Raw genomic sequence first — 22585 nt, forward strand, 5'->3', positions numbered from 1 at the left:
ATCTACGAGCGTGGCGAGGAGAAGGCGTGAGCGAGCGTAGCGAGGTCGATGTCGCGATCATCGGGGCGGGGCCGACCGGTCTGTTCGCGGCGTATTACGCCGGGTTCCGAGGGCTGAGCACGCTGGTCGTCGACGCGCTGCCGGAGGCTGGCGGGCAGGTCACCGCCATGTACCCGGAGAAGATGATTTTCGACGTGGCCGGCTTCCCGGCGGTGCGCGGGCGCGAGCTGATCGCGAATCTCGTCGCGCAGGCGGGGGCCTTCTCGCCGACGTACCGGCTGGGAGTGCAGGCCGCGGCGCTGACGTACGAGGACGGCGTGCCGATCCTAGGCCTCGGCGACGGCACCGAGGTGCGCTGCGGCGCGGTGCTGATCACCGGTGGCCTGGGTTCGTTCACGCCTCGCCCGCTGCCCGCGGCGGCCGGTTTCACCGGCGACGGCATCATCTTCTTCGTGCCGGACCCGACGATGCTGGCCGGCAAGCACGTGGTGATCGTGGGCGGCGGCGACTCGGCGTTCGACTGGGCGCTGGCGCTGGCCGGGGTCGCCGCGAGCGTCACCCTGGTGCACCGGCGCGACAAGTTCCGGGCTCACGCCGCGACGGTGGCCCGGGTCAAGGCGCTGCCGGTGCGCATCGAGGTCAACTGCCAGGTCACCAAGATCCTCGGCAGCGGCCGGGTGGAGTCGGTCGAGCTGAACGGCACCGAGGAGATTCCCGCCGACGTCGTCGTCGCCGCGCTCGGCTTCACCGCCGACCTCGGCCCGCTCGCCATGTGGGGCCTGGCCCTGGACAAGCGCCACATCACCGTCGACTCCACGATGGCCACCAATCTGCCGCGCATCTTCGCCGCCGGCGACATCGTCGAGTACCCCGGCAAGGTCCGCCTCATCGCGACAGGTTTCGGCGAAGCCGCCACCGCCGTCAACAACGCCGCCATCGTCATCGACCCGTCGGCGCACCTCTTCCCCGGCCACTCCTCCGAAGACGTCGTCTGACCCTCTTTCCTCGCGTTGATCATGAACTTGTGGCAGCGACACGCCGTCGAGCCTTGCCATAAGTTCATGATCAACGCTTAGACGAGTTGGAAGGCGCGGAGTTCGTCGAGGGTGGGCGGGTCGGCGCCGGGGCGGGTGCAGGTCAGGGCGGCGGCGTCGCACATGTGGCGGAGCATCAGGCGCAGGGTTTCCGGGGCCAGTTCGCGTTTGAGCTGGTCGGTGAGGCGGCCGGCGGTGTGCAGCCAGGCCAGCAGGGCGCCCATGGCGGTGTCGCCGGCGCCGATGGTGTCGATCATCGAGATGGCGGGGGCGGCGACGGTGACCTCGTCGGTCGCGGTCAGCGCCACCGCGCCCGCGTCGCCGTGGGTCAGCACCAGCAGGCGCGGGCCGGCGGCCAGCCAGCGGCGCGCCGTCTCCATCGGCGGCACGTGCGGGTACGCGTGCGTCAGGTCCCCCTCGCTGGCGCGCACCAGGTGGGCCAGCTCGACCAGGCGCTCCAGCCGGACCAGGGAGTCCGGGCGGGCCAGCGCGACGCTGCGCACGTTCGGGTCGAAGGTGATCGTGCACCGGTCGCGGTGGCGCAGCGCCCAGCGCTCCAGCGTGTCCGCGCCGGGCGGCAGGAACGCGGCCAGCGAGCCGATGTGGATGGTGCTGCCGTCGGGCAGCTCGGGCAGCTCACGCTCGCGCCAGCCGAAGTCGGCGGCCCCGGCCAGCCAGAAGTCGTACTGCGCCTCGCCGCCGCCGTCGACCGTGGCCAGCGCCAGTGCCGACGGCTGCGAGGTGGCGACCAGGTACTGCCCGTCCACGCCGGACGCGGTCAGCCGCTGACGGAACGCGCTGCCGAACGAGTCGCGCCCGACCCGGGCCGCCATCGCCACGGGCGCGCCGAGCCGGGCCGCCGCGATGGCGGTGTTGGCCGGTCCGCCGCCGAGCGCGGCCCGCAGCAGGCCCTCCCCGGCCGGGACGAGGTCGACTACTTGCTCTCCGGCTACCACGATCACCCGGATAGTGTGGCGGCCCCGCGACGGCCGGGCAATGCCGCACCCGTCATCGCAGACCGATGTGTCCCGCCATCACCCGCAGCTGGTGGTCGTAGAACGCGCGGCGGTTGTCCTCGATCATGTTCTGGAAGCGCCCGAACAGCTCGAAGGTGACCACACCGAACATCTGGATCCAGCCGGTCAATCCACGGACCAGTAGGTCGCGCGGCACGGTCGGGCTGATCAGCGTGCCGATCCGGTCCAGCTCCGCGGCGAGGTCCGGCACCGGCGGCAGGACCACCGCGTCCGGGCCGGGGTCGGCGGGCAGTGTTCCAGCGGCCACGCCGTCGGCGAGCATCGTGAGCATCAGGTCCGTGGTGCGGGCGGCCGGGCCGACCGTGGTCTGCGGAGCCCGGTAGCCGGGCACCGGCGAGCCGTAGATCAGGGCGTACTCGGCAGGGTGGGCCAGGGCCCAGTCGCGGATGCCGTGGCCGATCGCGAGCCAACGGCCAAGCAGGTCGGCGCGGTCGACCGCCGCCTCCGCAGTCTCCGCCGCCGCGCCCAGTTCGTCGTAGCAGTCGATGATCAGCGCGGTGAGCAGGTCGTCGCGGCTCGGGAAGTAGCGGTAGACCGCCGACGAGACCATGCCCAGCTCCCGGGCGACCGCGCGCAGCGACAGGTTGGCCCCCTCGGTGGTGAGCTGCCGCCGCGCGATCGCCTTGATCTCGCTGGTCAGCTCGTCGCGTACGCGGGCACGGAGGTTCTTGGCGGTCATGCCGGAGAGCATAACAACAAAACGAGAGCACTGCTCTTGACAGTATGCGCAGACTCCGTGTTCACTGTTGTCGACAGAGAGCACCGCTCTCGAAATGAAGCAGAGATCTGGGAGACTGAGATGCACGTGATCGTCGGCGCGGGACCTGTCGGCACCGCCACCGCACTGCTGCTGGCCGAGCGCGGCGAGCAGGTCCGGATCGTCACCCGCCGGGGCACCGGCCCGCAGGCGCCCGGCATCGAACTCGCCGCCGCCGACGCCGCCGACCCCGCCCGGCTCGCCGAGCTGACCGCAGGAGCGACGGCCCTCTACAACTGCGCGAACCCGGCCTACCACCGCTGGCTCACCGACTGGCCGCCGCTGGCCGCATCACTGCTGCACGCCGCGGAGACGTCCGGCGCGGTCCTGGTGACCATGGGCAACCTGTACGGCTACGGCCCCGTCACCGCGCCGATCACCCACGACACCCCGCTCGCCGCCACCCACCCGAAACTGGTGACGCGGGTGCGGATGTGGGCGGACGCGCTGGCCGCGCACCGGGCCGGGCGGCTGCGCGCCACCGAGGCCAGGGCGAGCGACTTCGCCGGGCCGGGCTCATACGGGGTGCTGAACGAGATGGCGCTGTCCCGCACCGCGAAGGGCGGCACGGCGTACGTCATGGGCGACCCGGACGCCCCGCACAGCTGGACCGCGATCGCCGACGTGGCCCGCACCCTGGTCACGCTCGCGACCGACGAGCGCGCCTGGGGCCAGGCCTGGCTGGTGCCCACCCCGCCGCCGGTGTCCATTCGCGAGGCGGCCCGGCGCGCGAACGAGCTGATCGGCCTGCCCGCGCCGCGGGTCGCCCGCATCCCCTACCCGGTCCTGTGGGCCGGGGGCCTGTTCAACACCATGCTCAAGGAGATGCGGACCACGCACTACCAGTTCGCCGCGCCGTTCGTGCTGGACAGCTCGCACACCGAGCAGGTGTTCGGCCTCAAGCCGACGCCGCTGGACGACACCCTCGCGGCGACCGCGGCCCGATACCGCGCCGCCTGATCAGCCCTCGGCCCGCCCGGCAGCTTCGCCGTCCGACCCGGACCCCGAGCCGCCGGGCGGCCCGGCGTCCGGGTCGGTGCCGTCGATGCCGGTCGGCGGTGGAGCGGCAGCACGCAACGCCGGTGGACCCGCCGGTTCGCCGACCGGAGCAACCGGGTACACGGGGGCGGGCCAAGGGGCCGGTTCCGGTGCGGGCGGGCGCCGGGCGACGGCGGCGGTCACGATCACGCCGACCAGTCCCAGCACGAACACCACGAGCGCGGCAAGCGCCGCGGCCTGGTAGTTCGTGGTCGCGCCCGAGCCCCATACGACGTACGGCACGTACACCGCGACCCCGACGAGCGCCGGGAGCAACAGCCCGCGTGCGGTCATCACTCTCCGGCCCAGGCCTATCGACAGCGTCACCACCGGCACGAGCACGAGCGCCGCGACACCCCCGAGGACCAGGACCGGGGAAACGTCGCCCAGCAGGGCGGAGCCGGTGCCGAGCGGCACGGCCAGGCCCGCCACGATCAGGCATGGTCCGAGCAGGGTGAGGACACCGGTCGTCACCGCCGACCCGTGGAAGTTCGCGCGGTACAGCGCGACGACGGTGCCGGCGACCAGGCACAGCAGCATCGCGAGCAGCCCCCACAGCACCTCCGGCACGATGTGGGCGAACCACTGGTCCACCGGCAGCAGCCCCGACGGCAGCGGCGCGGCCGGGTCGCGCCCGTCGCCGATCCGGGTCCACGTGCCGGTGACGTCCCGGACCAGCACGCCGTCGTGCCCGTTGGCCACCGCGACCACGTGCCCGCCGTCGCGCAGCGCGAAGGTGACCAGCCCGTACGACCGGACGCCGCTGGTGCCGAACAGACTCGAATGCTCGCGTTCCAGCAGTTCGCGGGTGCGTTCGGGCAACTCCCAGGCCACGGTCCAGGTTCGCCGGTCGTCGTCGGACCGCTCGACCCGCAGCCGGCCGTACCCGACCCGGTAGCAGATCGGCTGCTCCGCGACGCAGTGCTCCGCCTGCGACCCGGTGAAGTCGGTGAACGGCAGCTCCTGCGTGAACGTGTACGGCGTGAAGGTCCGGCCGCCGTCGGTGCTGCGCAGGTCGCCCCGTTCCGCCCGGACGACCAGGGCGCCCGAGTTGTCGGTGCCGATCGAGACATGCTCGCCGGTGGTGTCGGCGGACGTCGCCGCGACCCCGAGCAGTGCGACCGGCAGCACGACGACGACGCGCACCGCGCGGGCCAGGCGGGTCGGGGCCGGGCGGGTGCGGGCGTGCCGCCACACCGCGAGCGCGCCGAGCAGGGCGGGCAGGGCCAGCAGGTCGGTGAGGTCGGCGCGCACGGTCGACGGTCCGGCCACGACGGTCCACAGCGCCGAGGCGGCGGCCGCTGCCGTACCGCTGGATTTGACGGCGGCGAAGCCGACGCCGACCGCGACGGTCGCACCGACCGCGACCGCACGGGACGGCAGCCGCGGCGCGCACAGGGTCACCAGGACCGCGAGCAGCGGCGGCGCGACGAGCAGCCCGGCGAAGTCGCTGAGCTTGCCGGTCGCCGTCCCCGGCCAGGCGGCCTTGAGCACGTGGTCGTTGACCAGCAACAGGGCGAGCGCCAGCAGCGACACCGGGTGAGCCAGCCAGGCGAGCGAGATCCGCGCGGTCATCCCCGCAGGATCGCACCCATCGGCAACCTTCGTGGCCCCGTGGCCGTCACGCCAGCTTCGCGCGGGCCTCCGCGGCACGGGCTTCCAGGGCCGTCCACGCGGCGTCCAGCTCGGCGAGCTGGTCGGCGTGGTCCTCGGTGAACGCGGCCAGCTCGGCCTGCGCCAGGCTCATCGCGCCGGCCCAGGCCGGGGTGCGGCAGGTGGTGTCGGCCTTGACCGCGTCCTGCTGGTACGCCGTCGCGTGCGGCATCAGCGAGGACTCGGGCCGCAGCGGCGTGCCCTCGTCGTCGCGGAACTTCGCGCTCACCGCCGCGTACAGCTCGCCGACCGTGTGCACGGGGTAGCCGAGCTTGGCCATGCACGAGGAGTAGAACTCCATCCGCGACGCCACCTCGACGTCGGCGCCGATGCGGCGCAGCATGTCGAGGAACTCGGCGTCCAGGTCGCCGCTGACCTCAGGGGTGCTGACCTCGGTCTGCCCCTCGATCGGGGGCTCGCACATCAGCGCGGTGTCGTCGTAGAGCCGGCGCTTGGCCGCGGACAGCCGCTTGTACGACGGGTCCTTGGGCCGCTCCACCGCCGCCTCGGGCTCCTCCGCCACGGCTTGCGGGACCAGCTTGAGCGCGTCGGCGGCGCCGGGGTCGACGACCGCGGACACCTCGGTCGGCAGCAGCAGGCGCGGGCTGTCCGCGAGCGGGTCGGTGAACGGGGCGAGCGTGTACCGGAAGCCCGACGACTTCATGCACTCGCGGACCGGCTCCTCGCGGGCCACGTGGGCGATCACCAGCGCGGCGGAGCGCTGGGCGGGACTGCCCTGGATGCGCTCGTACAGCGCGCGCAGGTCGGCGGCGACGGCGGTGGCCTGCGCGGTGTCCAGCGTCGGCCGGTGGGCCGCGGCGGCGCAGGTGGCCAGCGCCAGCACGGCGAGCCCGCCGGCGATCGCGGCGTTGACCCGGTTGCCACGGGGTGCGGTGGGCCGCCCGCCGGCCGGGCCCCGGCGAGGGGCACGCGAAAGGTCCGGGGAAGGGTGAGCAGTCATGGTGATGTCCTCGTGGCTTCGCGGCGCAGAGCGGGCCCGTGCGGGGTCGTGGCCCGCGCGGCACGAGTGCGTCTCGCGACGGCGCGGCGGGCGGGTATCACCGTAGCCGTTAACAATTCCGTGCGGCGTCCGCCTGTACGGCGGAGGGGGTCCCCGGATCGTCTGGTCCCGGCTCGCCCGGCGAGGCAGAAATGGTGGGGAGAATCCGACAGAGGTGTTCCGCCCGAAGGCGCGCACAGGCGTCCGGTCAGCGGGCGATCGCCGCGGCCAGCCCGGTCAGGTCGGCATTCTCCGCACCGATCAGCAGCGTGGTGGTGTTGCCGGCGGTTCGGGCCAGCGCGGTCTGCTCGTCCGGGCCGCGGAAGCGCTGCCAGGTCACCGCGCCGACCACGGTCTCGCCGTCGGCCACGGCCTTGCCGTCCAGCTCGTCCTTGACCAGCGTGTCCAGCGCGGCGCGGGACTGCACCAGCCGGGCCCCGTGGTTGTCCGGGTCGAGGTAGCCGATGCGCAGCACGCCCGGCTCCCATTTCGCGGTGACGGTCTGCCAGCCCTCGGGTGCGGCCAGCGGCAGCGGGGCGAACGAGGCCCGCTCCGCGCTGGCGATCGCGTTCGCCGGGTCCACCGTCACGGCGGTGTCCCAGCCGTAGAACAGCCGGTAGCCCAGGACCACCAGCAGCAGTGGGACCAGCAGCACGCCGAGCGACAGGGCCATGTCCTTCGGGGTGCGGCTGCCCGACGCGGGCACGGCCGCCTGCTCGGTCTGCTCGGTCTCCACGCTGCTCACCCCACCATCTTGACCGATGTCACAGGTCACACCGCCACGAGGTCACCCCGATGCAACATCCCGAACGTACGTTCAGGTCGGGGCATGACAGGATCAGTTCAGCCGATCGTAGGAGGAGCAGCATGGCGACCCGTACTCCGCAGGATCTCGACCGGAACCTGGCACTCGATCTCGTCCGGGTGACCGAGGCGGCGGCCATGGCCGCGGGCCGCTGGGTCGGCCGCGGCGACAAGGAGGGCGGCGACGGCGCGGCCGTCGACGCCATGCGCAAGCTGATCAACTCGCTGCCCATGACCGGCACCGTCGTCATCGGCGAGGGCGAGAAGGACAACGCCCCGATGCTGTTCAACGGCGAGCGGGTCGGCGACGGCACCGGCCCCGAGGTCGACGTCGCGGTGGACCCGATCGACGGCACCACGCTGATGAGCAAGGGCATGCCGAACGCCCTGGCTGTGCTCGCCGTCGCCGAGCGCGGCGCGATGTTCGACCCCAGCGCCGTGTTCTACATGGAGAAGCTGGTCGTCGGCCCCGAGGCGGCCGACGTCATCGACATCACCGCCGGCTGGACCGAGAACCTGCGCCGCATCGCCAAGGCCAAGCGGGTGCGCGTGTCCGACCTGACCGTCTGCATCCTCGACCGGCCCCGCCACGCCGACCTGGTCCGCGAGGTACGCGACGCGGGCGCCCGGATCAACTTCATCTCCGACGGCGACATCGCCGGGGCCATCTACGCCGCCCGCGACCAGTCCGACGTCGACGTGCTGATGGGCATCGGCGGCACGCCCGAGGGCATCACCGCCGCATGCGCGCTCAAGTGCCTCGGCGGCGCGATGCAGGGCCGGCTGTGGCCCCAGGACGACGCCGAGCGCGAGCGCGCCGTCGCCGCCGGGCACGACCTCGACCGGGTGCTCACCACCGACGACCTGGTCACCGGCGAGAACGTGTTCTTCGTGGCCACCGGCGTCACCTCCGGCGACCTGCTGCGCGGCGTGCGCTACCGGGACAACGGCGCGTACACCCAGTCGATCGTCATGCGCTCGAAGTCGGGCACCATCCGCGTCATCGACTCGTACCACCGCCTGGAGAAGCTCGCCGGCTACTCGGTGGTCGACTTCGCGTGATCCGTACCGCCCGGGCCCGGTCGTGAGCGTCGACTCCGGCCGGGCCGTCTTTGTGGCCCTGTCCGTGTTCGGCGGCAGCTGCCTGGCCCTGCAGTCACGCATCAACGGCGAACTCGGCCACCAGCTCGGCGACGGCATCGCCGCCGCGACCGTCTCGTTCGGCGTCGGCCTGGCCGTCATGCTGCTGGCGCTGCCGTGGATGCACCGCAACACCGGCCGCATCCCGCACGCGCTGCGCTCCGGGCAGCTGCGCTGGTGGCAGTGCATCGGCGGGGCCTGCGGCGCGTTCCTGGTCACCACCCAGGGCCTGACGGTGCCGTGGCTCGGCGTCTCGATCTTCATCGTGGCGCTGGTCGCCGGGCAGTCCGCGTCCAGCCTGGCCATGGACCGGCTCGGCGTCGGCCCCGGCGGCCCGAGGCTGATCACCCGAAACCGGGCCCTCGGCGCGCTGCTGTGCGTCGTCGCGGTCGTCGTCGCGGTCGGCGACAGCTTCGGCGACCCGCGCTCGCTCGGCTTCGCGGCCCTGCCGCTGCTGGCCGGCATCGGCGTCGCCTGGCAGCAGGGAGTGAACGGGCGGGTCGCGCTCGCCGCGACCTCCCCGTGGCCCGCGACCCTGCTGAACTTCGCGGTGGGCACGGTCGCGCTGCTGGTCGCGTTCGCCATCGAGTCGGCGCTACGCGGCGGCGGCCCGCCCGGCGCGTTCCCCACCGAACCCTGGCTCTACGTCGGCGGCCCACTCGGCATCGTCTTCATCGCCATCTCGGCGGCCGTCGTGCACCGCATCGGCGTGCTGCTGCTCGGCCTCGGCATGATCGCCGGCCAGATCCTCGGGGCACTCGCCATCGACGCCGTCCTGCCCGGCCCCGCCGGCCGCCCCGACCTGCTCACCCTGACCGGCGCCGCCCTCACCCTGGTCGCCGTCCGCATCGCCGCCCGCGGCTAGTCCGGGCCGTTCGCCGCCCGAGCGGGCCCGCATCGCCCGCGATCCATGCGGTCCCCGCTCACACGGTGCCTACCGGCGTGCCGTGCGATCACGCACCGCTCGGCCGGCAAGCCGGTGCGGTCACGCACCAAGGTCACTCGACTTGCCAGGCAACCGGGCGAAAGCGAGGTCAAGATACGCACAGGTGCCAGGCAAGTCCGATGATCAAGGGCTGCTGCGGCCCGGGGAATCAGGACGAGGCCGCGTCGAGTTTGGCCTTCGCGCCGTCGAGCCAGCGCTGGCAGACGGCGGCGAGGTGCTCGCCACGCTCCCAGAGGGCGAGGGACTCCTCCAGGGTGCCGCCGCCGGACTCCAGCTTCTGCACCACCTCGGCCAGCTCGCCGCGCGCCTGCTCGTAGGACAGCTGCTCCTCGGCCGGCGCCTCGCTGCGCTTGCTCATGCCTTCTCCTCGCTACGCTCGTCGGCGGCGCTGCGGCCGCCCGGGTCGGTCTGCTCGGTCATGCGCGGTCCTCGCCGGTCACAGTCACCGTGGCCGCCAGCTCGCCCTCGGCCAGGCGGATCCGCAGCGCGTCGCCGGTCGACACCTCGCTCGCCGCGCGGACCACGTGGCCGTCGGCGCGCTGGACGATGGCGTATCCCCTGGTCAGGGTGGCGGCGGGGGACAGCGCCCGGAGGCGGGCCAGGGTGTGGGTGAGGTCGCCCTCGGCCCGGTGCACCCGGTGGGTGAGCGCCCGCGCCGCGCGGTCGCGCAGGGCCGCGACATCGGTCGCCCGGGTCTCGATCATCTGGTACGGCTTCGTCAGCGCCGGCCTGCTGCGCAGGCTGTCGAGGCGCTGCTGCTCGCGCTCGACGCGGTGCCGCATCGCCCGGGTGACCCGCCCCCGCGCCTGCTCGATCAGGCGAATCTCGTCACCCAGATCGGGGACCACCCGTTTGGCGGCGTCCGTCGGCGTCGACGCGCGTACGTCGGCCACCCAGTCCACCAGCGGAGTGTCCGGTTCGTGCCCGATCGCGGAGATAACCGGCGTACGGCAAGCGAACACCGCCCGGCACAGCGCCTCGTCGCTGAACGGCAGCAGGTCCTCGACCGCGCCGCCACCGCGGGCCATGATGATCACGTCCACGCTCTCGTCGCCGTCCAGCGACTGCAGCGCCCCGATGATCGACGGGACCGCGGTCGGCCCCTGCACGGTGACGTTGACCACTCGGAAGTCCACGGCCGGCCAGCGTCGGCGGGCGTTGGTGAGCACGTCGCGCTCGGCCGCGCTGGCCCGCGCCGTGATCAGGCCGATCCGGCGGGGCAGGAACGGCAGCCGCCGCTTGCGCCGCGGGTCGAACAGGCCCTCGGCCTGCAGCAGTTTCTTGAGCTGCTCCAGGCGGGCCAGCAGCTCGCCCACGCCGACCTGCCGGATCTCGTCGGCGCGCAGGCTCAGCGTGCCGCGCTGGGCGAACCACTCGGGTTTCGCGTGCACGACCACCCGCGCACCCTCGCTGAGCTGCGGTGCGCCGCTGTCGAGCACGTCGCGGCTGGCGGTGACGGTCAGACTCAGGTCGGCCGACGGGTCGCGCAGGGTGAGGAAGACCGTGGCCGACCCGGGACGCCGGGAGAGCTGTGCCACCTGCCCGTCAACCCAGATCCAGCCGAGTCGCCCGATCCAGGCGCTGATCTTCTGGCTGACCACTCTTACGGGCCACGGCTGCTCCGCCGAGCTCTGCTCCGTCACAGGGCTCACCATAGGCCGACGGTACGATGGTCGGGTGATCGAGACTCCTCGCAAGCGTGTCCTGCTGGCCAAGCCCCGTGGTTACTGTGCCGGCGTGGACCGCGCCGTGCAGACCGTGGAGGAGGCGCTGAAGCTCTACGGCGCCCCCATCTACGTACGCAAGGAGATCGTGCACAACAAGCACGTCGTGACGACCCTGCAGGCCAAGGGCGCCATCTTCGTCGAGGAGAACGAGGAGGTCCCCGAGGGCTCCACCGTGATCTTCTCGGCGCACGGCGTCGCCCCGGTGGTGCACGACCAGGCCCGTGAGCGCAATCTCAAGGCGATCGACGCCACCTGCCCGCTGGTGACCAAGGTCCACCACGAGGCCAAGCGGTTCGCCGCGGAGGACTACGACATCCTGCTCATCGGCCACGAGGGCCACGAGGAGGTCATCGGCACCTCCGGCGAGGCTCCCGAGCACATCCAGCTCGTCGACGGCCCCGAGGGCGTGGACGCGGTGACCGTGCGCGACCCGAGCAAGGTCGTCTGGCTGTCGCAGACCACGCTCAGCGTCGACGAGACCATGGAGACCGTGGCCAAGCTCAAGGAGAAGCTGCCGCTGCTGCAGTCGCCGCCCAGCGACGACATCTGCTACGCGACGCAGAACCGCCAGCAGGTGATGAAGCAGATCGCCCCCGAGTGCGACGTGATCCTGGTGGTCGGCTCGCGCAACTCGTCGAACTCGGTCCGCATGGTCGAGGTCGCCGTGAACGCCGGCGCGCGCCAGGGCCACCTGATCGACTTCGCCCACGAGATCGACCCCGCCTGGCTGGACGGCGCGACCACGGTCGGCCTCTCCTCCGGCGCCAGCGTCCCCGAGGAACTGGTCACCGAGGTGCTGGCCCGCCTGGCCGAACTGGGCTTCGCCGACGTCGAGGAGGTCGTCACCGTCCAGGAGCGCCTCACCTTCTCCCTGCCCCAGGAGCTCAAGCGCGACATGAAAGCCGCTGCCTCCTCCTGACCCGTACCAAAGGAAGGGCACCTTCACAACGCTCCGCGTTGTAGAAGGTGCCCTTCTTAACTTCGTGTCGCCAGGAGCAGGCGGGACGGGCCGGTCAGCAGGGGCTCGCGCCGTTGCCCAGCTTGTTGCCGCCGAAGGCGGCGTCCTGATCGGCCACCTGGATGTCGTCGGGGAAGCTGACCGCGTTGACGCCGTAGTACCAGGCTCCGCCGCAGGCGGTGAACGCGATCGCGGTGGACCAGGTGGGTGCGTCCTTGTTCAGGTTCTGCGTGCCCGAGTCAGCCCGGTGCAACACCCCGTCCTCGCCCAGGGTGTAGCTGGCCCACCACACCGCCCGCTGCGTGCCGCAGAACTCCAGCTTCCCGCCGACCGCCTCGGCGGTGAACTCCAGGGCTCCGCCGGAGCCGGGACCGGTGGCGGTGACGTTGACCGACACCTGGCAGGGCGGCGACGGCGAGGGGGTGGGGGACTTGGTCGGGCTGGCCGGCGGGTTGCCCGGACGCGGTGAGGTGCCCGGCCGGGTCGGGCTGGGGGTCGGCCTGCCCGGGGAGGCACTGGGCTGGGCACTCGGCGGCGCGGTCGTGCCGCTCGGCGTCGGCAGCGGTTCCTCCGTCGCGGACGGTTCGGGCCAGGCGAGTTCCGGGGTGGCGCTCGCGGAGACCTCCGGCGCGGCGCTGCCTCCGGCCGGTTCCGCGGCCCACTTCGTCACGCCGACGACGCCCGCCACCAGCAGGGCCACCGCCCCGAGGGCCACCAGGGAGCCCTTACGGCGTGAGCGGCGTGAGCGGCGCGTCGGGGCGAGGGAGTGCGAGCGCGCCCGTTTCGGCTGCTCGGCGTCCATACGCGCACGCGGCACCGTGATCTCCCAGCCGGTGCACAGCTGCGCGAACAGGGTGGCCGGGTCGTGCCCGGGCAGCGCGGCGGCCAGGTATTCCAGCGCCTCGTCCCACTGCGCGGCGGGGATCGCGGTCGCGCCGAGCGCGACGTACTCGTGTGAGGGCACCTCGGCCAGCAGCAGCACCACGGTCCGCCGGGTGGACGGGGGAAGCTCGGCCAGCGCGGCGACCATCGCGGGAGCGGACTCGTCGCCGTCAGGCCGGGACGTGCCGAGCCACCGCTCGTCGACGCGCTGCCAGGCCTCCTGACGGGACCAGCGGACCGGGTCCTCCTGTCGTTCCAGCCTGGTCCAGCGGCTGCCCGCCAGGCTGAAGACCTCCTGGGCGATCTCACCCGCGGCAGCGCGGTCGCCGGTGAACGCGTAGATCTCGGCGGCGATCCGGGGCTGCCAGATCTGCTGGAACTCGCGGAAATCTGACGACGACACGAACGGCTCCTCATTAGGCACGGCGCACAGAGCCTAGATGCGATAGCCCGCCCGCGGCAGACCAGGAGTGAGTTTTGTTCGTCCACCGGGAGTTGCGTCATCCGGGCCGACCCGGCGACAGCTCGTGTTCGGGCAGCTCTGTCGCCGGGTCGGAGGCGTGCGGTCAGGCCGTGACGAACTCCGCCAGGTGCCGCGCCTGGGCCAGGCGGCTCGGCTCGTGCACGTACATCATGTGGCCGGCCTCGTAGTACTTGAACTCGATGTTGCCGCGCAGCTCGGCGGGGATCTCCAGGTGCGCGAAGGTGTGCTCGGAGGCGTAGTAGGGGGTCGCCCCGTCGTGGTAGCCGCAGGCCACCTGGACCCGCAGGTGCGGGTTGGCGCGCATCGCGGCGGCGAGCTTGTCGGCGACGTTGACGTGCTGCCCCTCGAACTCCTTGAACGACCAGGGCTGCACGTCTCCGGTGAGCGTCTTGTACGGCAGGTCGTTGCGGTATCCCAGGTCGGACCGCAGGTACTGGTTGATCGCCGCGGTGTACGGCCCCATGATCGCGTCCAGGGACGGGTCGCTGGACCAGTGCTCGCGCCCGTAGTCGGCGTCCCAGCCCAGGAAGCGCCCGTCCAGCCGGCCCACCGTGCGCCGCCGCGAGCGCAGCAGCTCGGTGAAGAAGCGCACGTGCTCGGGCCGCAGGTCGACCCGGTCCACGTAGTCCGGGTCCAGCCCGGTCAGCCGGGCCACCGTGCCGACCGCCGCCGTGCGCTCGGCCTCGGACAGCCGCGCCCCGCGCGCCAGCGCCCACGGGTAGCTCCGGTCGGCGAACTCTTCCGCCTCGGCCAGCACCTCGCGCAGCGGCCGGTCGCCGTGCAGCCCGTGGTAGTGCGCGATCGCCGCGTACGTCGGCAGGAACAGCGGGTACGCCCCGTCGTGGTGCGGGTGGAACTCCAGCGTGCCGATGTTGAGCACGCTGGACACCAGCATCAGCCCGTTGAGCCACATGCCGTGCCGGTCCTGCAGGTGGTGGGCCAGCGCCGCGGCGCGCAGCGTGCCGTACGACTCGCCGCACAGGTACTTCGGGGAGCCCCAGCGCCCGTGCCGGGACGTCCACAGCCGGATCAGCTCGCCGACGCTGTCCACGTCGCCGCTGAACCCGTGGTGCTCCTTGCTCTTGCCGCCCTTGACCGCCCGGGAGTAACCGGTCGACACGGGGTCGATGAAGACGAGGTCGGAGTGGCGCAGCAGGGTCTCGGCGTTGTCGGCCAGCCCGTACGGCGGGGCGGTCAGCGCGCCCGCGTCGCCCATCAGCACCCTGCGCGGCCCGAGCAGGCCCAGGTGCAGCCACACGCTGGACGACCCGGGGCCGCCGTTGAAGGCGAACGTCACCGGCCTGGTGGCCGGGTCGGCGCCGTCCAGCGTGTACGCGACCACGAACATCTCGGCCTTGGCCTGGTGCCCGTCGAACGCGTCGTCGGTGTGCGACTCGGCGCGCACCACGAGCCGGCCCGCGGTGGCGGTGTAGCGGAGCCCGGCGACCTCGTGGTGGGTGACGCTGAGGTCGTCGGCGGGCTCAGCGTCCGGGGTGGGAGCGCCGTTGTTCTTCTGCTCGTCTGCCATGGCGACAGACCCTACTGCGGCCTGCTGGGATCAGGCGGTGCGCCGCAGCCCGATGCCCCGGCCCGGCTCCAGCCGGTAGCCGAAGCCGTGCACCGTGGCCAGCCCCGCGCCGTGCTCGCCGAGCTTGGCGCGCAACCGGCGCACGTGCACGTCCACGGTGCGCTCGCCGCTGAACTCATGACCCCAGACCGCCCGCATCAGCTGCAACCGGGTGAACGCCGCGCCGGTGTGGCGTACCAGGAAGAACAGCAGCTCGAACTCGCGGCGGGTGAACCGCACCGGCGCGCCGTGCACCGTGACGGTGCGGCTCGTCGTGTCGATCAGCACCGGGTTCTCGGGGCTGGGCAGCGCGGGCGGCTCGGGCGCGGCGAGCTCACCGTCCCAGACCGTGTCGCGCAGCGGTTCCGCGTCGGCCAGCGCGTGCACCAGGCGGGTCGCGGCGGTCGCCGCGTCGGGGCCGGTCAGCTTGAGGGTCAGCGTGACCGTGAGCGGTTCGTCGCCGTCCGCCGGGATGTCGGCGGAACGGTGGACGATCGGCACCGCCACGTCGGTGTACGCGGGCTCGGTGAGCAGGACTGTCATCTCGGAACTCCTGGTCGTTGCGGGTCGGGTGGGCAGGTGTGCGAATGCCCGGCGACATCGGAACGTTCGCGGCACGGGACCCTCCACGAGCGACTCAGCAATTACCTGGACAGCGTAACTCGATAACTCCTATCGGGCTAGTAGGAAATACATGAGCTCGCGTGAGCCCCGTCTCAGCGGCTCGCGGCCTCGTGCTTGAGCAGCCATTGCTTGACGTCCACGCCCCAGCGGTAGCCGCCGGGCGTGCCGTCGGCGCGCAGCACCCGGTGGCACGGCACGATCAGCGCGACCTGGTTGCGGGCGCAGCCCTGCGCCGCCGCGCGGACCGCCGCCGGGCGGCCGGTCAGCTCGGCAAGTCGGCGGTACGACACCGGCTCGTCCAGCGTGCGCAGCGTGTCCCAGCACTGCTCCAGGTACGCGGTTCCGTGCTGGTTCACCGCGATGCCGTCCAGCGCGGCCAGGTCGCCGCCGAAGTAGGCGTGCACCGCCTCGACCGCCCCGGGCGGCACCTCGCCGGGCGTCGCCCACCCCTCGGGCAGGGTGTCGCCGAAGACGGCCGCCGTGACGGCCGTTCCGTCGCCCGTCATCGTGAACGGGCCGACCGGAGTGTCAATCGTGATCATGCTGCTCTCCAGAGTCTGATCTGTGCGTACGAGCGCCACGGCCGCCAGCGTTCGGCGTGCCGGGCGAGGCCGTCGGGGTCGTCGGGCAGGCCGAGCGCCTGCGCGCCGCGGCGGGTGCCCAGGTCGGTGGTGAGCAGGACGTCCGGGTCGCCCAGCGCGCGCAGCGCGATGTAGTCGGCGGTCCACGGGCCCACGCCCGGCAGCTCCAGCAGCGCCTGCCTGGTCGCGGCCCGGTCGCTGCCCGCGTCCAGGCGCAGCCCGTCGCGCACCGCCTCGGCGACCGCGCGCAGCGTGCGCCGCCGCGACGCGGGCATCGAGAACGCCTCGTCGGGCAGCGCCAGCAACTGCTCGGGTGTGGGGAACAACGCGGTGGGCAGGCCGGGTCCGTCCGCCGGGTCCCGGTCGTCGGGTGGGAGGAGCCGGGCCAGCACGGTACGCGCGCCCGCCACGCTGATCTGCTGCCCGACCACGGCCCGCACGGCCATCTCGAACCCGTCCACGCTGCGCGGCAGCCGTACCCCCGGCTCGGCGGCCACGACCGCGGCGAGCGCGGGATCGGCGGCCAGCACCGCGTCCACGGCCGCCGGGTCGGCGTCCAGGTCGAGCAGCCGGCGGCACCGCGCCACCGCGGGCGTCAGATCCCGCATGTCCGACAGCCGCAACTCGGCCTCGATGAACCCCGCCCCGTCGCCGCGCCGTGCGCCGGCGTCGGCCGGGTCGGTGCCCGCGGGCCACAGGGTGACTGTCGCCGGCCCGTGCGGCAGGCGCAGCGAGCGGGTGTAGCGCCCGTCGGCGTAGCTGTCCACGCCGCTGATCGTGCGCGCCCCGAGGAAGCCGAACAGCGCCTCGACGTGCAGCGGCGCCCGGTAGCTCAGTCGCAGCGACACCGCCCCGTCGACCGGAGCGCGCTCGCGCCGCAGCGTCGAGGGCGCGCAGCCGTACACCTCCCGGAAGGTGTCGTTGAACTGCCGGATGCTGCCGAACCCGGCCGCGAACGCGATCTCCGACAGCCCGAGCCCGGTCTTCGTGATCAGCGTCTTGGCGGTCTGCGCCCGCTGGGTCCGGGCCAGCGCCAGCGGTCCCGCCCCGAGCTCCTCGCTGAGCAGCCGGTTCAGGTGCCGCTCGGTGTACCCCAGCCGCGACGCCAGCTCCGGCACCCCGCCCCGGTCCACCACCCCGTCCCCGATCAACCGCACGGCCCGCGCCGTCACATCGGCCCGGTTGTCCCACTGCGGCGACCCCGGCACCGCATCCGGCGCACACCGCCGACAGGCCCGAAACCCGTTCCGCGCCGCCGCCGCCGCGCTCGGGAAGTAGCGCACGTTCTCTGACTTGGGCGTCCGCGCCGGGCAGGACGGCCGGCAGTAGATCCCCGTCGACGTCACGCCGAACCAGAACCGGCCGTCAAACCGCCCGTCCCGACTGCTCACCGCCCGGTAATAGCTCTCCACGCTCTCCACCCTGCCCGCCACCCCGCTCCACTTGCTAGCGGAAATCGGACCTCACCTCCGCTCGCTCACCCACCCGGAGCGCGATGCCGCACGCGACCCTCGTGAAGATCTGTTTTTGTGGACGCTGGACGCCCCCACGGGGGCCGCTGGCGTCCACAAAAACGGATCAACGCGCGGGTGGCCGGGTGAACTGGGTTGTATGTCCGGTTGGTCGGGGGCCGGTGGGTGGGTGGTCGGGCGGCGCAGGCGACTGCGGTCACTGCGCGGGACGGGCACGGGCAGGGCGAGCCGCCGGGTAAGTAAGATTTGCTGTCGTGAGCCTCAGCATCGGTATCGTCGGTCTGCCCAACGTCGGCAAGAGCACCCTGTTCAACGCGCTGACCCGCAACAACGTGCTCGCGGCGAACTACCCGTTCGCCACGATCGAGCCGAACGTCGGCGTCGTCGGGCTGCCCGACCAGCGGCTGGACAAGCTCGCCGAGCTCTACGGCTCGCAGCGCATCCTGCCCGCGCCGGTGAGCTTCACCGACATCGCGGGCCTGGTCAAGGGTGCCTCGAAGGGGCAGGGCAAGGGCAACGCGTTCCTCGCCAACATCCGCGACTGCGACGCCATCTGCCAGGTCGTGCGGGCCTTCAGCGACCCGAACGTGGTGCACGTCGACGGCAAGGTCTCGCCCGCCGACGACATCGAGACCATCAACACCGAGCTGATGCTCGCCGACCTGCAGACGATCGAGAAGGCGCTGCCGCGGCTGGAGAAGGAGCTCCGGGTCCGCAAGGACCGGGCCGGCATCGTCGCCGCCGCGAAGGCCGCCCACGCCGTGCTCGACGGCGGCACGACGCTGTTCGCCGGTGCGGCCAAGGCCGGCATCGACCTCGCCGAGCTGCGCGAGCTGCACCTGATGACCGCGAAGCCGTTCCTGTACGTCTTCAACGTCGACGAGGCCGAGCTGCACAACAACGCGTTCCTCGACGAGCTGCGCGCCCTGGTCGCCCCGGCCGAGGCCGTGTTCATGGACGCGAAGATCGAGTCCGAGCTGATCGACCTGTCGCCGGAGGACGCGGCCGAGATGCTGGAGTCCATCGGGCAGTCCGAGCCGGGTCTCAACCAGCTGATCCGGGTCGGGTTCGGCACGCTCGGCCTGCAGACCTACCTCACGGCGGGCCCGAAGGAGGCGCGCGCCTGGACCATCCCGGTCGGCGCGACCGCCCCCGAGGCCGCCGGGGTCATCCACACCGACTTCCAGCGCGGCTTCATCAAGGCCGAGATCGTGGCGTACGACGACCTGATGGCGGCCGGTTCCATGGCGGCGGCGAAGGCGGCCGGCAAGGTCCGCATGGAGGGCAAGGAGTACGTCATGTCCGACGGCGACGTGGTGGAGTTCCGCTTCAACGTCTGACCCCACCAGGGACACTCAGGCGTGCCGGGATGCGTGTCAGGACGGGCACCCCCGCTGGCCAGGTCAGCCGTCGGTTACGCCTTGCGAACTGATATCCGGAGCACCGGACATGTCCACCGTGCAACGGTCGTACGGGTGTGCCGGCTGCAGCGTCTCGGGGTCGAAGTCGACCACGCCGATGCCGCCATCGTCAGACCACAGGCTGACCTGGGTGGGCCCGGTGAAGGCGAGACGTTCCAGCAGCACCTCGGGGCTGTCCATGGTGCCGTTGCCGAAGCAGGCGATCTCAGGGGACTCGCGACTCAGCAGACCTTCCCGCGAGCGCAACCGCAGCACCTCGAATGTCGTGAGAAAGCCTTCCTTCCGTCCCACGACCTCGAACCTTCCGTCGGGCGAGACGGCGAGGGTCTCCGAAGGTCCGGGGCGGAACATCGACCCCATGTAGACATTCGCTCCCCAGGCGCACAGTCCGACCACACCGACCAGCGTGGGAAGTGCCACCACCGTGGTCCGCACCCACCGCGATCTGAATCTCAGCAGACGTGTGCCGACGACGGTTAGCGCCCCAGCGGCGCACAGCAGGACCAGTGAGATCACACTGCCGTATTCCTGCAGCACCGTGTAAGGGCTTTGCCCGAGGGCACGGACCGACAGGACGGTCAACATCAGCGCCATGCACCAGGTGACGCAGAACCAGATCAGCGACTTTCTGCTGTTCCGCACGCCTTCGGCCTCGTCGATCATCGCGTCAGCTTGGCACAACCCGACGCCGCGGATTGCCCCGTCGCGGCGCGCTGCAGCGGTTAGGCGAAGGCCGGGTGAGCGGCCGTATTCCGTCGTGCCCGCCGTGCAGGATGTCGGGCCATGAGCATGATTACCGAATACCTGCGGCTGCGTCCGAACGAGTTGACCGAACTGCGGCGGCTCCTGGCCGAGGAACCGAATGCGGCCTACTCGTACGTCGCGGACCTGCGCGATATCGGCGCGGACCACGGCGGGGCGGCACGCGGCATGGACACCGACAAGGCGTGGGAAGGCCTGCGGTTCCTATTAGCGAAGCTGCACCCGTCGGTCGACGTCATTGCGGGCGGCGAGCCGGTGACCGACGACGAGTGGGGTTACGACTCACCGCGACTGCTCACCGCCGCCGAGGTGGCCGAGGCCGCCCGGTTCTTCGAGGTCACGCCGTTCTCGTCGGTCGCCGCGCAGTACCAGCAGGCCGAGCTGATCGCGGCCGAGGTCTACCCGGACATCTGGGCGGAGGACTGGGCGCTGTCATACCTGGAGGACGCCTACGCCGACGTGGCAGCGCTCTTCTGCGCGGCCGCCGCTGATCGCGAAGCAGTCCTCGTCTGGATGTCCTGACCAGATGGAGAGACCGAGCACTGCGCGAGATGGCGCGGAATCCGCCGTGCCCGGCCCCTCCGGCCTGGCCGTGTCCATGGGAGATGGGGCCAGGAGTCTGGTCAGACGATCGGGTGCCGGATGTATGGCCTTATCAACGAGTACGTCGGCAGCAGGATCGTGTAGCCACACACCCAACACTGGCAGGCGAGCCCGTGTGGCGGCGGTGCGGCGGGGGCGGTCGTAGGCGTGCTCGGCGCTGGGCGGCGGTGCGCCCGTAGCCACTTCGGGAGTTTCACGGCGTCCACCTGTGCTCTCCAAGATTGGCGATAGCTCTGCGATACTGGCTTAAGCCAGTAGTGGCTTGAGCCAGTGTTGGTGCTGGGCTGTCGTATCGTCAATAGGTGGCTCAAGCCAGTTGCGGTAGCGTGCGTGAGTGAACGACGACTGGGCGGATGACATGGCAGAGCAGAACGCGGACCGAAGACCGCCAAGCAGGCGTATCGCGGACACGCTGCGCGAGAAGATCGAGAGCGGCGAGTTCGCTGCCGGCGACCGCCTGCCCTCGGAACGGGAACTGGCCGCCACCTACCAGACCGCGCGCAACACGGCGCGGGAGGCGCTGTCGATCCTGCAAACCGAGGGCCTCGCCATGGCACAGCACGGCAAAGGCGTCTTCGTTCGCGACCGCAAGCCGTTGATGAGGCTGGGCTCCGATCGCTACTCCAAGCGGGCTCGCGACGAGAGCGGTCTGTCGCCGTTCCGGATCGAGGTCATGAAGCAGGGCCGTGTGCCCGCCACCGAATGCCGGTCAGTCACACAGGTCGCCCCGCCGGCCGATGTCGCCGAGCGCCTGGACCTGGACCCGGCGCGGGACACGGTCGTCCGTCGCGAGAACTGGTACTTCGCGGACGGGGAACCGGTGCAGGTCGGCGTCACCTACATCCCGGTGGCTGTGGCGCGAGACTCGCCGCTCGCCACGGAGAAGACCCTCGGCCGCGGCAGCATCTATGCCCGGTTCGAGGAACTCGGGCATGCCGTCACCCGCAGCCGGGAAGAGATCAGTTCGCGGATGCCCACGCCAGAGGAGGCGTCAGGGCTGCTGATGCCGCCCGGTGTGCCAGTGCTGGTCGTGCTGCACACCAGCTTCGATCAGAACCTGAAGGCGTTCGAGGTCACGAGGTTCGTCATGCGGGCGGATCTCACTGGTCTGGACTACCGCATGCCGGTTGAGGACTGATCGTTGAGCAGGGCAAATGTCGGTCGGCTTGCGCTGCTGGCCCTGCTGTGGGGGTCGAGCTTCCTCTGGATCAAGTTGGCGCTCCGGGGCTTCAGCCCGGTCCAACTGGTCTTCCTGCGGTTGCTGCTCGGGTTCGCCGTGCTCGCGCCGATCGTGCTCCTCCGGCGGCTTCCCATGCCCCGTGGGCTCGCTATCTGGGGCCATCTGTTCGTCGCCGCGCTGATCGCGAACGCGGTGCCGTACGTGCTGTTCGGCATCGGCGAGCAGACTGTCGACTCGAACGTGGCGGGGGTGCTCAACGCGACCACCCCACTGTGGACCGTCGTCGTGGCCTATCTCGCGGGCACGGATCGAGCGGTGACGGCCATGCGGGCCGCGGGCATCGCGCTCGGGTTCCTCGGCACGGTTCTGATCTTCTCGCCTTGGGAGACCGCCGGTGAGATCGCGAGCCCAGGGGGCCTCGCCTGCCTCGGCGCCTCGGCCTGTTACGGGGTGAGCTACGTGTACATGGGCCGATTCCTGGCCGGCCGGGGCATCGCACCCCTGATGCTGTCGGCCGGACAACTGGGCGCCGCCACCGTCCTGCTGGCGCTGGCGTTGCCGTTCTTCGGGAGCCAGGCGATTGCGTGGCGAGCCGACGCCGTCGTCAGCGTCGCGATCCTGGGCGCACTGGGTACCGGCATGGCGTACGTGCTCAACTATCGACTCATCGCCGACGAGGGTGCCACGGCCGCGTCGGTGGTCACCTACCTGCTGCCGGTGGTGGCGATCGTCCTCGGGTCTGTTTTCCTCAGCGAGGCGCTGACCGTCGCCATGGTGGGCGGCACGATCCTGGTCCTGCTGGGAGTGCTGCTGACTCAGCGAGGGAAGCAGCGCGCACACGACGGATGAGCCGGACGAGTTCCGCTTCCGCGCCGTCAGAACCACGGCTACTGGGTGAGGTCCTCACCGAAGCGC

Annotated in this window: 22 protein-coding genes; 9 read left to right on the forward strand and 13 right to left on the reverse strand. The window is 71.8% G+C overall.

The window, feature by feature from the left end:
- The first annotated feature begins 26 nt into the window (after positions 1 to 26).
- Positions 27 to 995: an NAD(P)/FAD-dependent oxidoreductase gene (locus AB0B35_RS03895; protein WP_361040342.1), complete on the forward strand. Its 969-nt coding sequence runs from the start codon at positions 27 to 29 to the stop codon at positions 993 to 995.
- A 77-nt stretch (positions 996 to 1072) separates the two neighbouring features.
- On the opposite strand, the gene AB0B35_RS03900 is transcribed toward AB0B35_RS03895, so the two are convergent.
- Complete coding sequence (locus AB0B35_RS03900; protein WP_361040345.1) at positions 1073 to 1996, reverse strand: carbohydrate kinase; 924 nt, start codon at positions 1994 to 1996, stop codon at positions 1073 to 1075.
- 46 nt (positions 1997 to 2042) lie between these two features.
- Complete coding sequence (locus tag AB0B35_RS03905; RefSeq protein ID WP_361040348.1) at positions 2043 to 2750, reverse strand: TetR/AcrR family transcriptional regulator; 708 nt, start codon at positions 2748 to 2750, stop codon at positions 2043 to 2045.
- A 120-nt stretch (positions 2751 to 2870) separates the two neighbouring features.
- On the opposite strand from AB0B35_RS03905, the gene AB0B35_RS03910 reads away from it, so the two are divergent.
- Positions 2871 to 3788 (forward strand): NAD-dependent epimerase/dehydratase family protein, encoded by a 918-nt coding sequence (locus AB0B35_RS03910; protein WP_361040350.1) that lies wholly within the window; start codon positions 2871 to 2873, stop codon positions 3786 to 3788.
- Here the strand turns inward: AB0B35_RS03910 and AB0B35_RS03915 are convergent, their stop codons facing one another.
- The 3 genes from AB0B35_RS03915 to AB0B35_RS03925 all read right to left on the reverse strand — a co-directional run bounded on the left by AB0B35_RS03915 (position 3789) and on the right by AB0B35_RS03925 (position 7264).
- The gene (locus tag AB0B35_RS03915; protein WP_361040353.1) at positions 3789 to 5441 is read right to left on the reverse strand and encodes a hypothetical protein; all 1653 of its coding nucleotides are present in this window, start codon (positions 5439 to 5441) and stop codon (positions 3789 to 3791) included. It lies immediately after the preceding gene.
- 46 nt (positions 5442 to 5487) lie between these two features.
- A complete protein-coding gene (locus AB0B35_RS03920) occupies positions 5488 to 6480 on the reverse strand; it encodes a hypothetical protein (protein ID WP_361040355.1) in 993 nt (330 codons plus the stop codon).
- Between the two features lie 247 nt (positions 6481 to 6727).
- Positions 6728 to 7264: a DUF4245 family protein gene (locus AB0B35_RS03925; protein WP_361040358.1), complete on the reverse strand. Its 537-nt coding sequence runs from the start codon at positions 7262 to 7264 to the stop codon at positions 6728 to 6730.
- Positions 7265 to 7386: 122 nt separating this feature from the next.
- Between AB0B35_RS03925 and glpX the strand changes: the two genes are divergently transcribed.
- Positions 7387 to 8385, forward strand: coding sequence for a class II fructose-bisphosphatase (gene glpX, locus AB0B35_RS03930; RefSeq protein WP_360521601.1), 999 nt, complete (start codon positions 7387 to 7389; stop codon positions 8383 to 8385).
- A 22-nt stretch (positions 8386 to 8407) separates the two neighbouring features.
- Positions 8408 to 9328 (forward strand): DMT family transporter, encoded by a 921-nt coding sequence (locus tag AB0B35_RS03935; protein ID WP_361040360.1) that lies wholly within the window; start codon positions 8408 to 8410, stop codon positions 9326 to 9328.
- 229 nt (positions 9329 to 9557) lie between these two features.
- Here AB0B35_RS03935 and AB0B35_RS03940 read toward each other — a convergent pair whose 3' ends face one another.
- Entirely contained in the window at positions 9558 to 9767 is a 210-nt protein-coding gene (locus AB0B35_RS03940) for an exodeoxyribonuclease VII small subunit (RefSeq protein WP_361040363.1), read from the reverse strand.
- Positions 9768 to 9825: 58 nt separating this feature from the next.
- The gene (gene xseA, locus AB0B35_RS03945; RefSeq protein WP_361040366.1) at positions 9826 to 11052 is read right to left on the reverse strand and encodes an exodeoxyribonuclease VII large subunit; all 1227 of its coding nucleotides are present in this window, start codon (positions 11050 to 11052) and stop codon (positions 9826 to 9828) included.
- 37 nt (positions 11053 to 11089) lie between these two features.
- On the opposite strand from xseA, the gene AB0B35_RS03950 reads away from it, so the two are divergent.
- Positions 11090 to 12055 (forward strand): 4-hydroxy-3-methylbut-2-enyl diphosphate reductase, encoded by a 966-nt coding sequence (locus tag AB0B35_RS03950; RefSeq protein WP_361040833.1) that lies wholly within the window; start codon positions 11090 to 11092, stop codon positions 12053 to 12055.
- A 94-nt stretch (positions 12056 to 12149) separates the two neighbouring features.
- On the opposite strand, the gene AB0B35_RS03955 is transcribed toward AB0B35_RS03950, so the two are convergent.
- The 5 genes from AB0B35_RS03955 to AB0B35_RS03975 all read right to left on the reverse strand — a co-directional run bounded on the left by AB0B35_RS03955 (position 12150) and on the right by AB0B35_RS03975 (position 17653).
- A complete protein-coding gene (locus tag AB0B35_RS03955; protein WP_361040368.1) occupies positions 12150 to 13379 on the reverse strand; it encodes a hypothetical protein in 1230 nt (409 codons plus the stop codon).
- Between the two features lie 163 nt (positions 13380 to 13542).
- Positions 13543 to 14988, reverse strand: coding sequence for a peptidase S10 (locus AB0B35_RS03960; protein ID WP_360521586.1), 1446 nt, complete (start codon positions 14986 to 14988; stop codon positions 13543 to 13545).
- Between the two features lie 30 nt (positions 14989 to 15018).
- Positions 15019 to 15570: a winged helix-turn-helix domain-containing protein gene (locus AB0B35_RS03965; protein WP_361040370.1), complete on the reverse strand. Its 552-nt coding sequence runs from the start codon at positions 15568 to 15570 to the stop codon at positions 15019 to 15021.
- Positions 15571 to 15743: 173 nt separating this feature from the next.
- Complete coding sequence (locus AB0B35_RS03970; protein WP_360521580.1) at positions 15744 to 16193, reverse strand: methylated-DNA--[protein]-cysteine S-methyltransferase; 450 nt, start codon at positions 16191 to 16193, stop codon at positions 15744 to 15746.
- Complete coding sequence (locus AB0B35_RS03975) at positions 16190 to 17653, reverse strand: AlkA N-terminal domain-containing protein (RefSeq protein ID WP_361040836.1); 1464 nt, start codon at positions 17651 to 17653, stop codon at positions 16190 to 16192. Before AB0B35_RS03975 ends, AB0B35_RS03970 begins: the two co-directional genes overlap by 4 nt.
- A gap of 305 nt (positions 17654 to 17958) precedes the next feature.
- Between AB0B35_RS03975 and ychF the strand changes: the two genes are divergently transcribed.
- Positions 17959 to 19044 (forward strand): redox-regulated ATPase YchF, encoded by a 1086-nt coding sequence (gene ychF, locus AB0B35_RS03980; RefSeq protein ID WP_361040373.1) that lies wholly within the window; start codon positions 17959 to 17961, stop codon positions 19042 to 19044.
- 63 nt (positions 19045 to 19107) lie between these two features.
- Here the strand turns inward: ychF and AB0B35_RS03985 are convergent, their stop codons facing one another.
- A complete protein-coding gene (locus AB0B35_RS03985; protein WP_361040375.1) occupies positions 19108 to 19788 on the reverse strand; it encodes a hypothetical protein in 681 nt (226 codons plus the stop codon).
- 120 nt (positions 19789 to 19908) lie between these two features.
- Here AB0B35_RS03985 and AB0B35_RS03990 point away from each other — a divergent pair, with 120 nt between their 5' ends.
- The 3 genes from AB0B35_RS03990 to AB0B35_RS04000 all read left to right on the forward strand — a co-directional run bounded on the left by AB0B35_RS03990 (position 19909) and on the right by AB0B35_RS04000 (position 22519).
- A complete protein-coding gene (locus tag AB0B35_RS03990) occupies positions 19909 to 20409 on the forward strand; it encodes a DUF1877 family protein (RefSeq protein WP_361040378.1) in 501 nt (166 codons plus the stop codon).
- 415 nt (positions 20410 to 20824) lie between these two features.
- The gene (locus AB0B35_RS03995) at positions 20825 to 21628 is read left to right on the forward strand and encodes a GntR family transcriptional regulator (protein ID WP_361040381.1); all 804 of its coding nucleotides are present in this window, start codon (positions 20825 to 20827) and stop codon (positions 21626 to 21628) included.
- A 3-nt stretch (positions 21629 to 21631) separates the two neighbouring features.
- On the forward strand, positions 21632 to 22519 hold the full coding sequence (locus tag AB0B35_RS04000; RefSeq protein ID WP_361040383.1) for a DMT family transporter: 888 nt from the start codon (positions 21632 to 21634) through the stop codon (positions 22517 to 22519).
- Positions 22520 to 22585: the final 66 nt, after the last annotated feature.

Origin of the sequence: Catellatospora sp. NPDC049133, assembly GCF_040648455.1 — a bacterium.
GTDB classification, from domain to species: Bacteria; Actinomycetota; Actinomycetes; order Mycobacteriales; family Micromonosporaceae; genus Catellatospora; species Catellatospora aurea.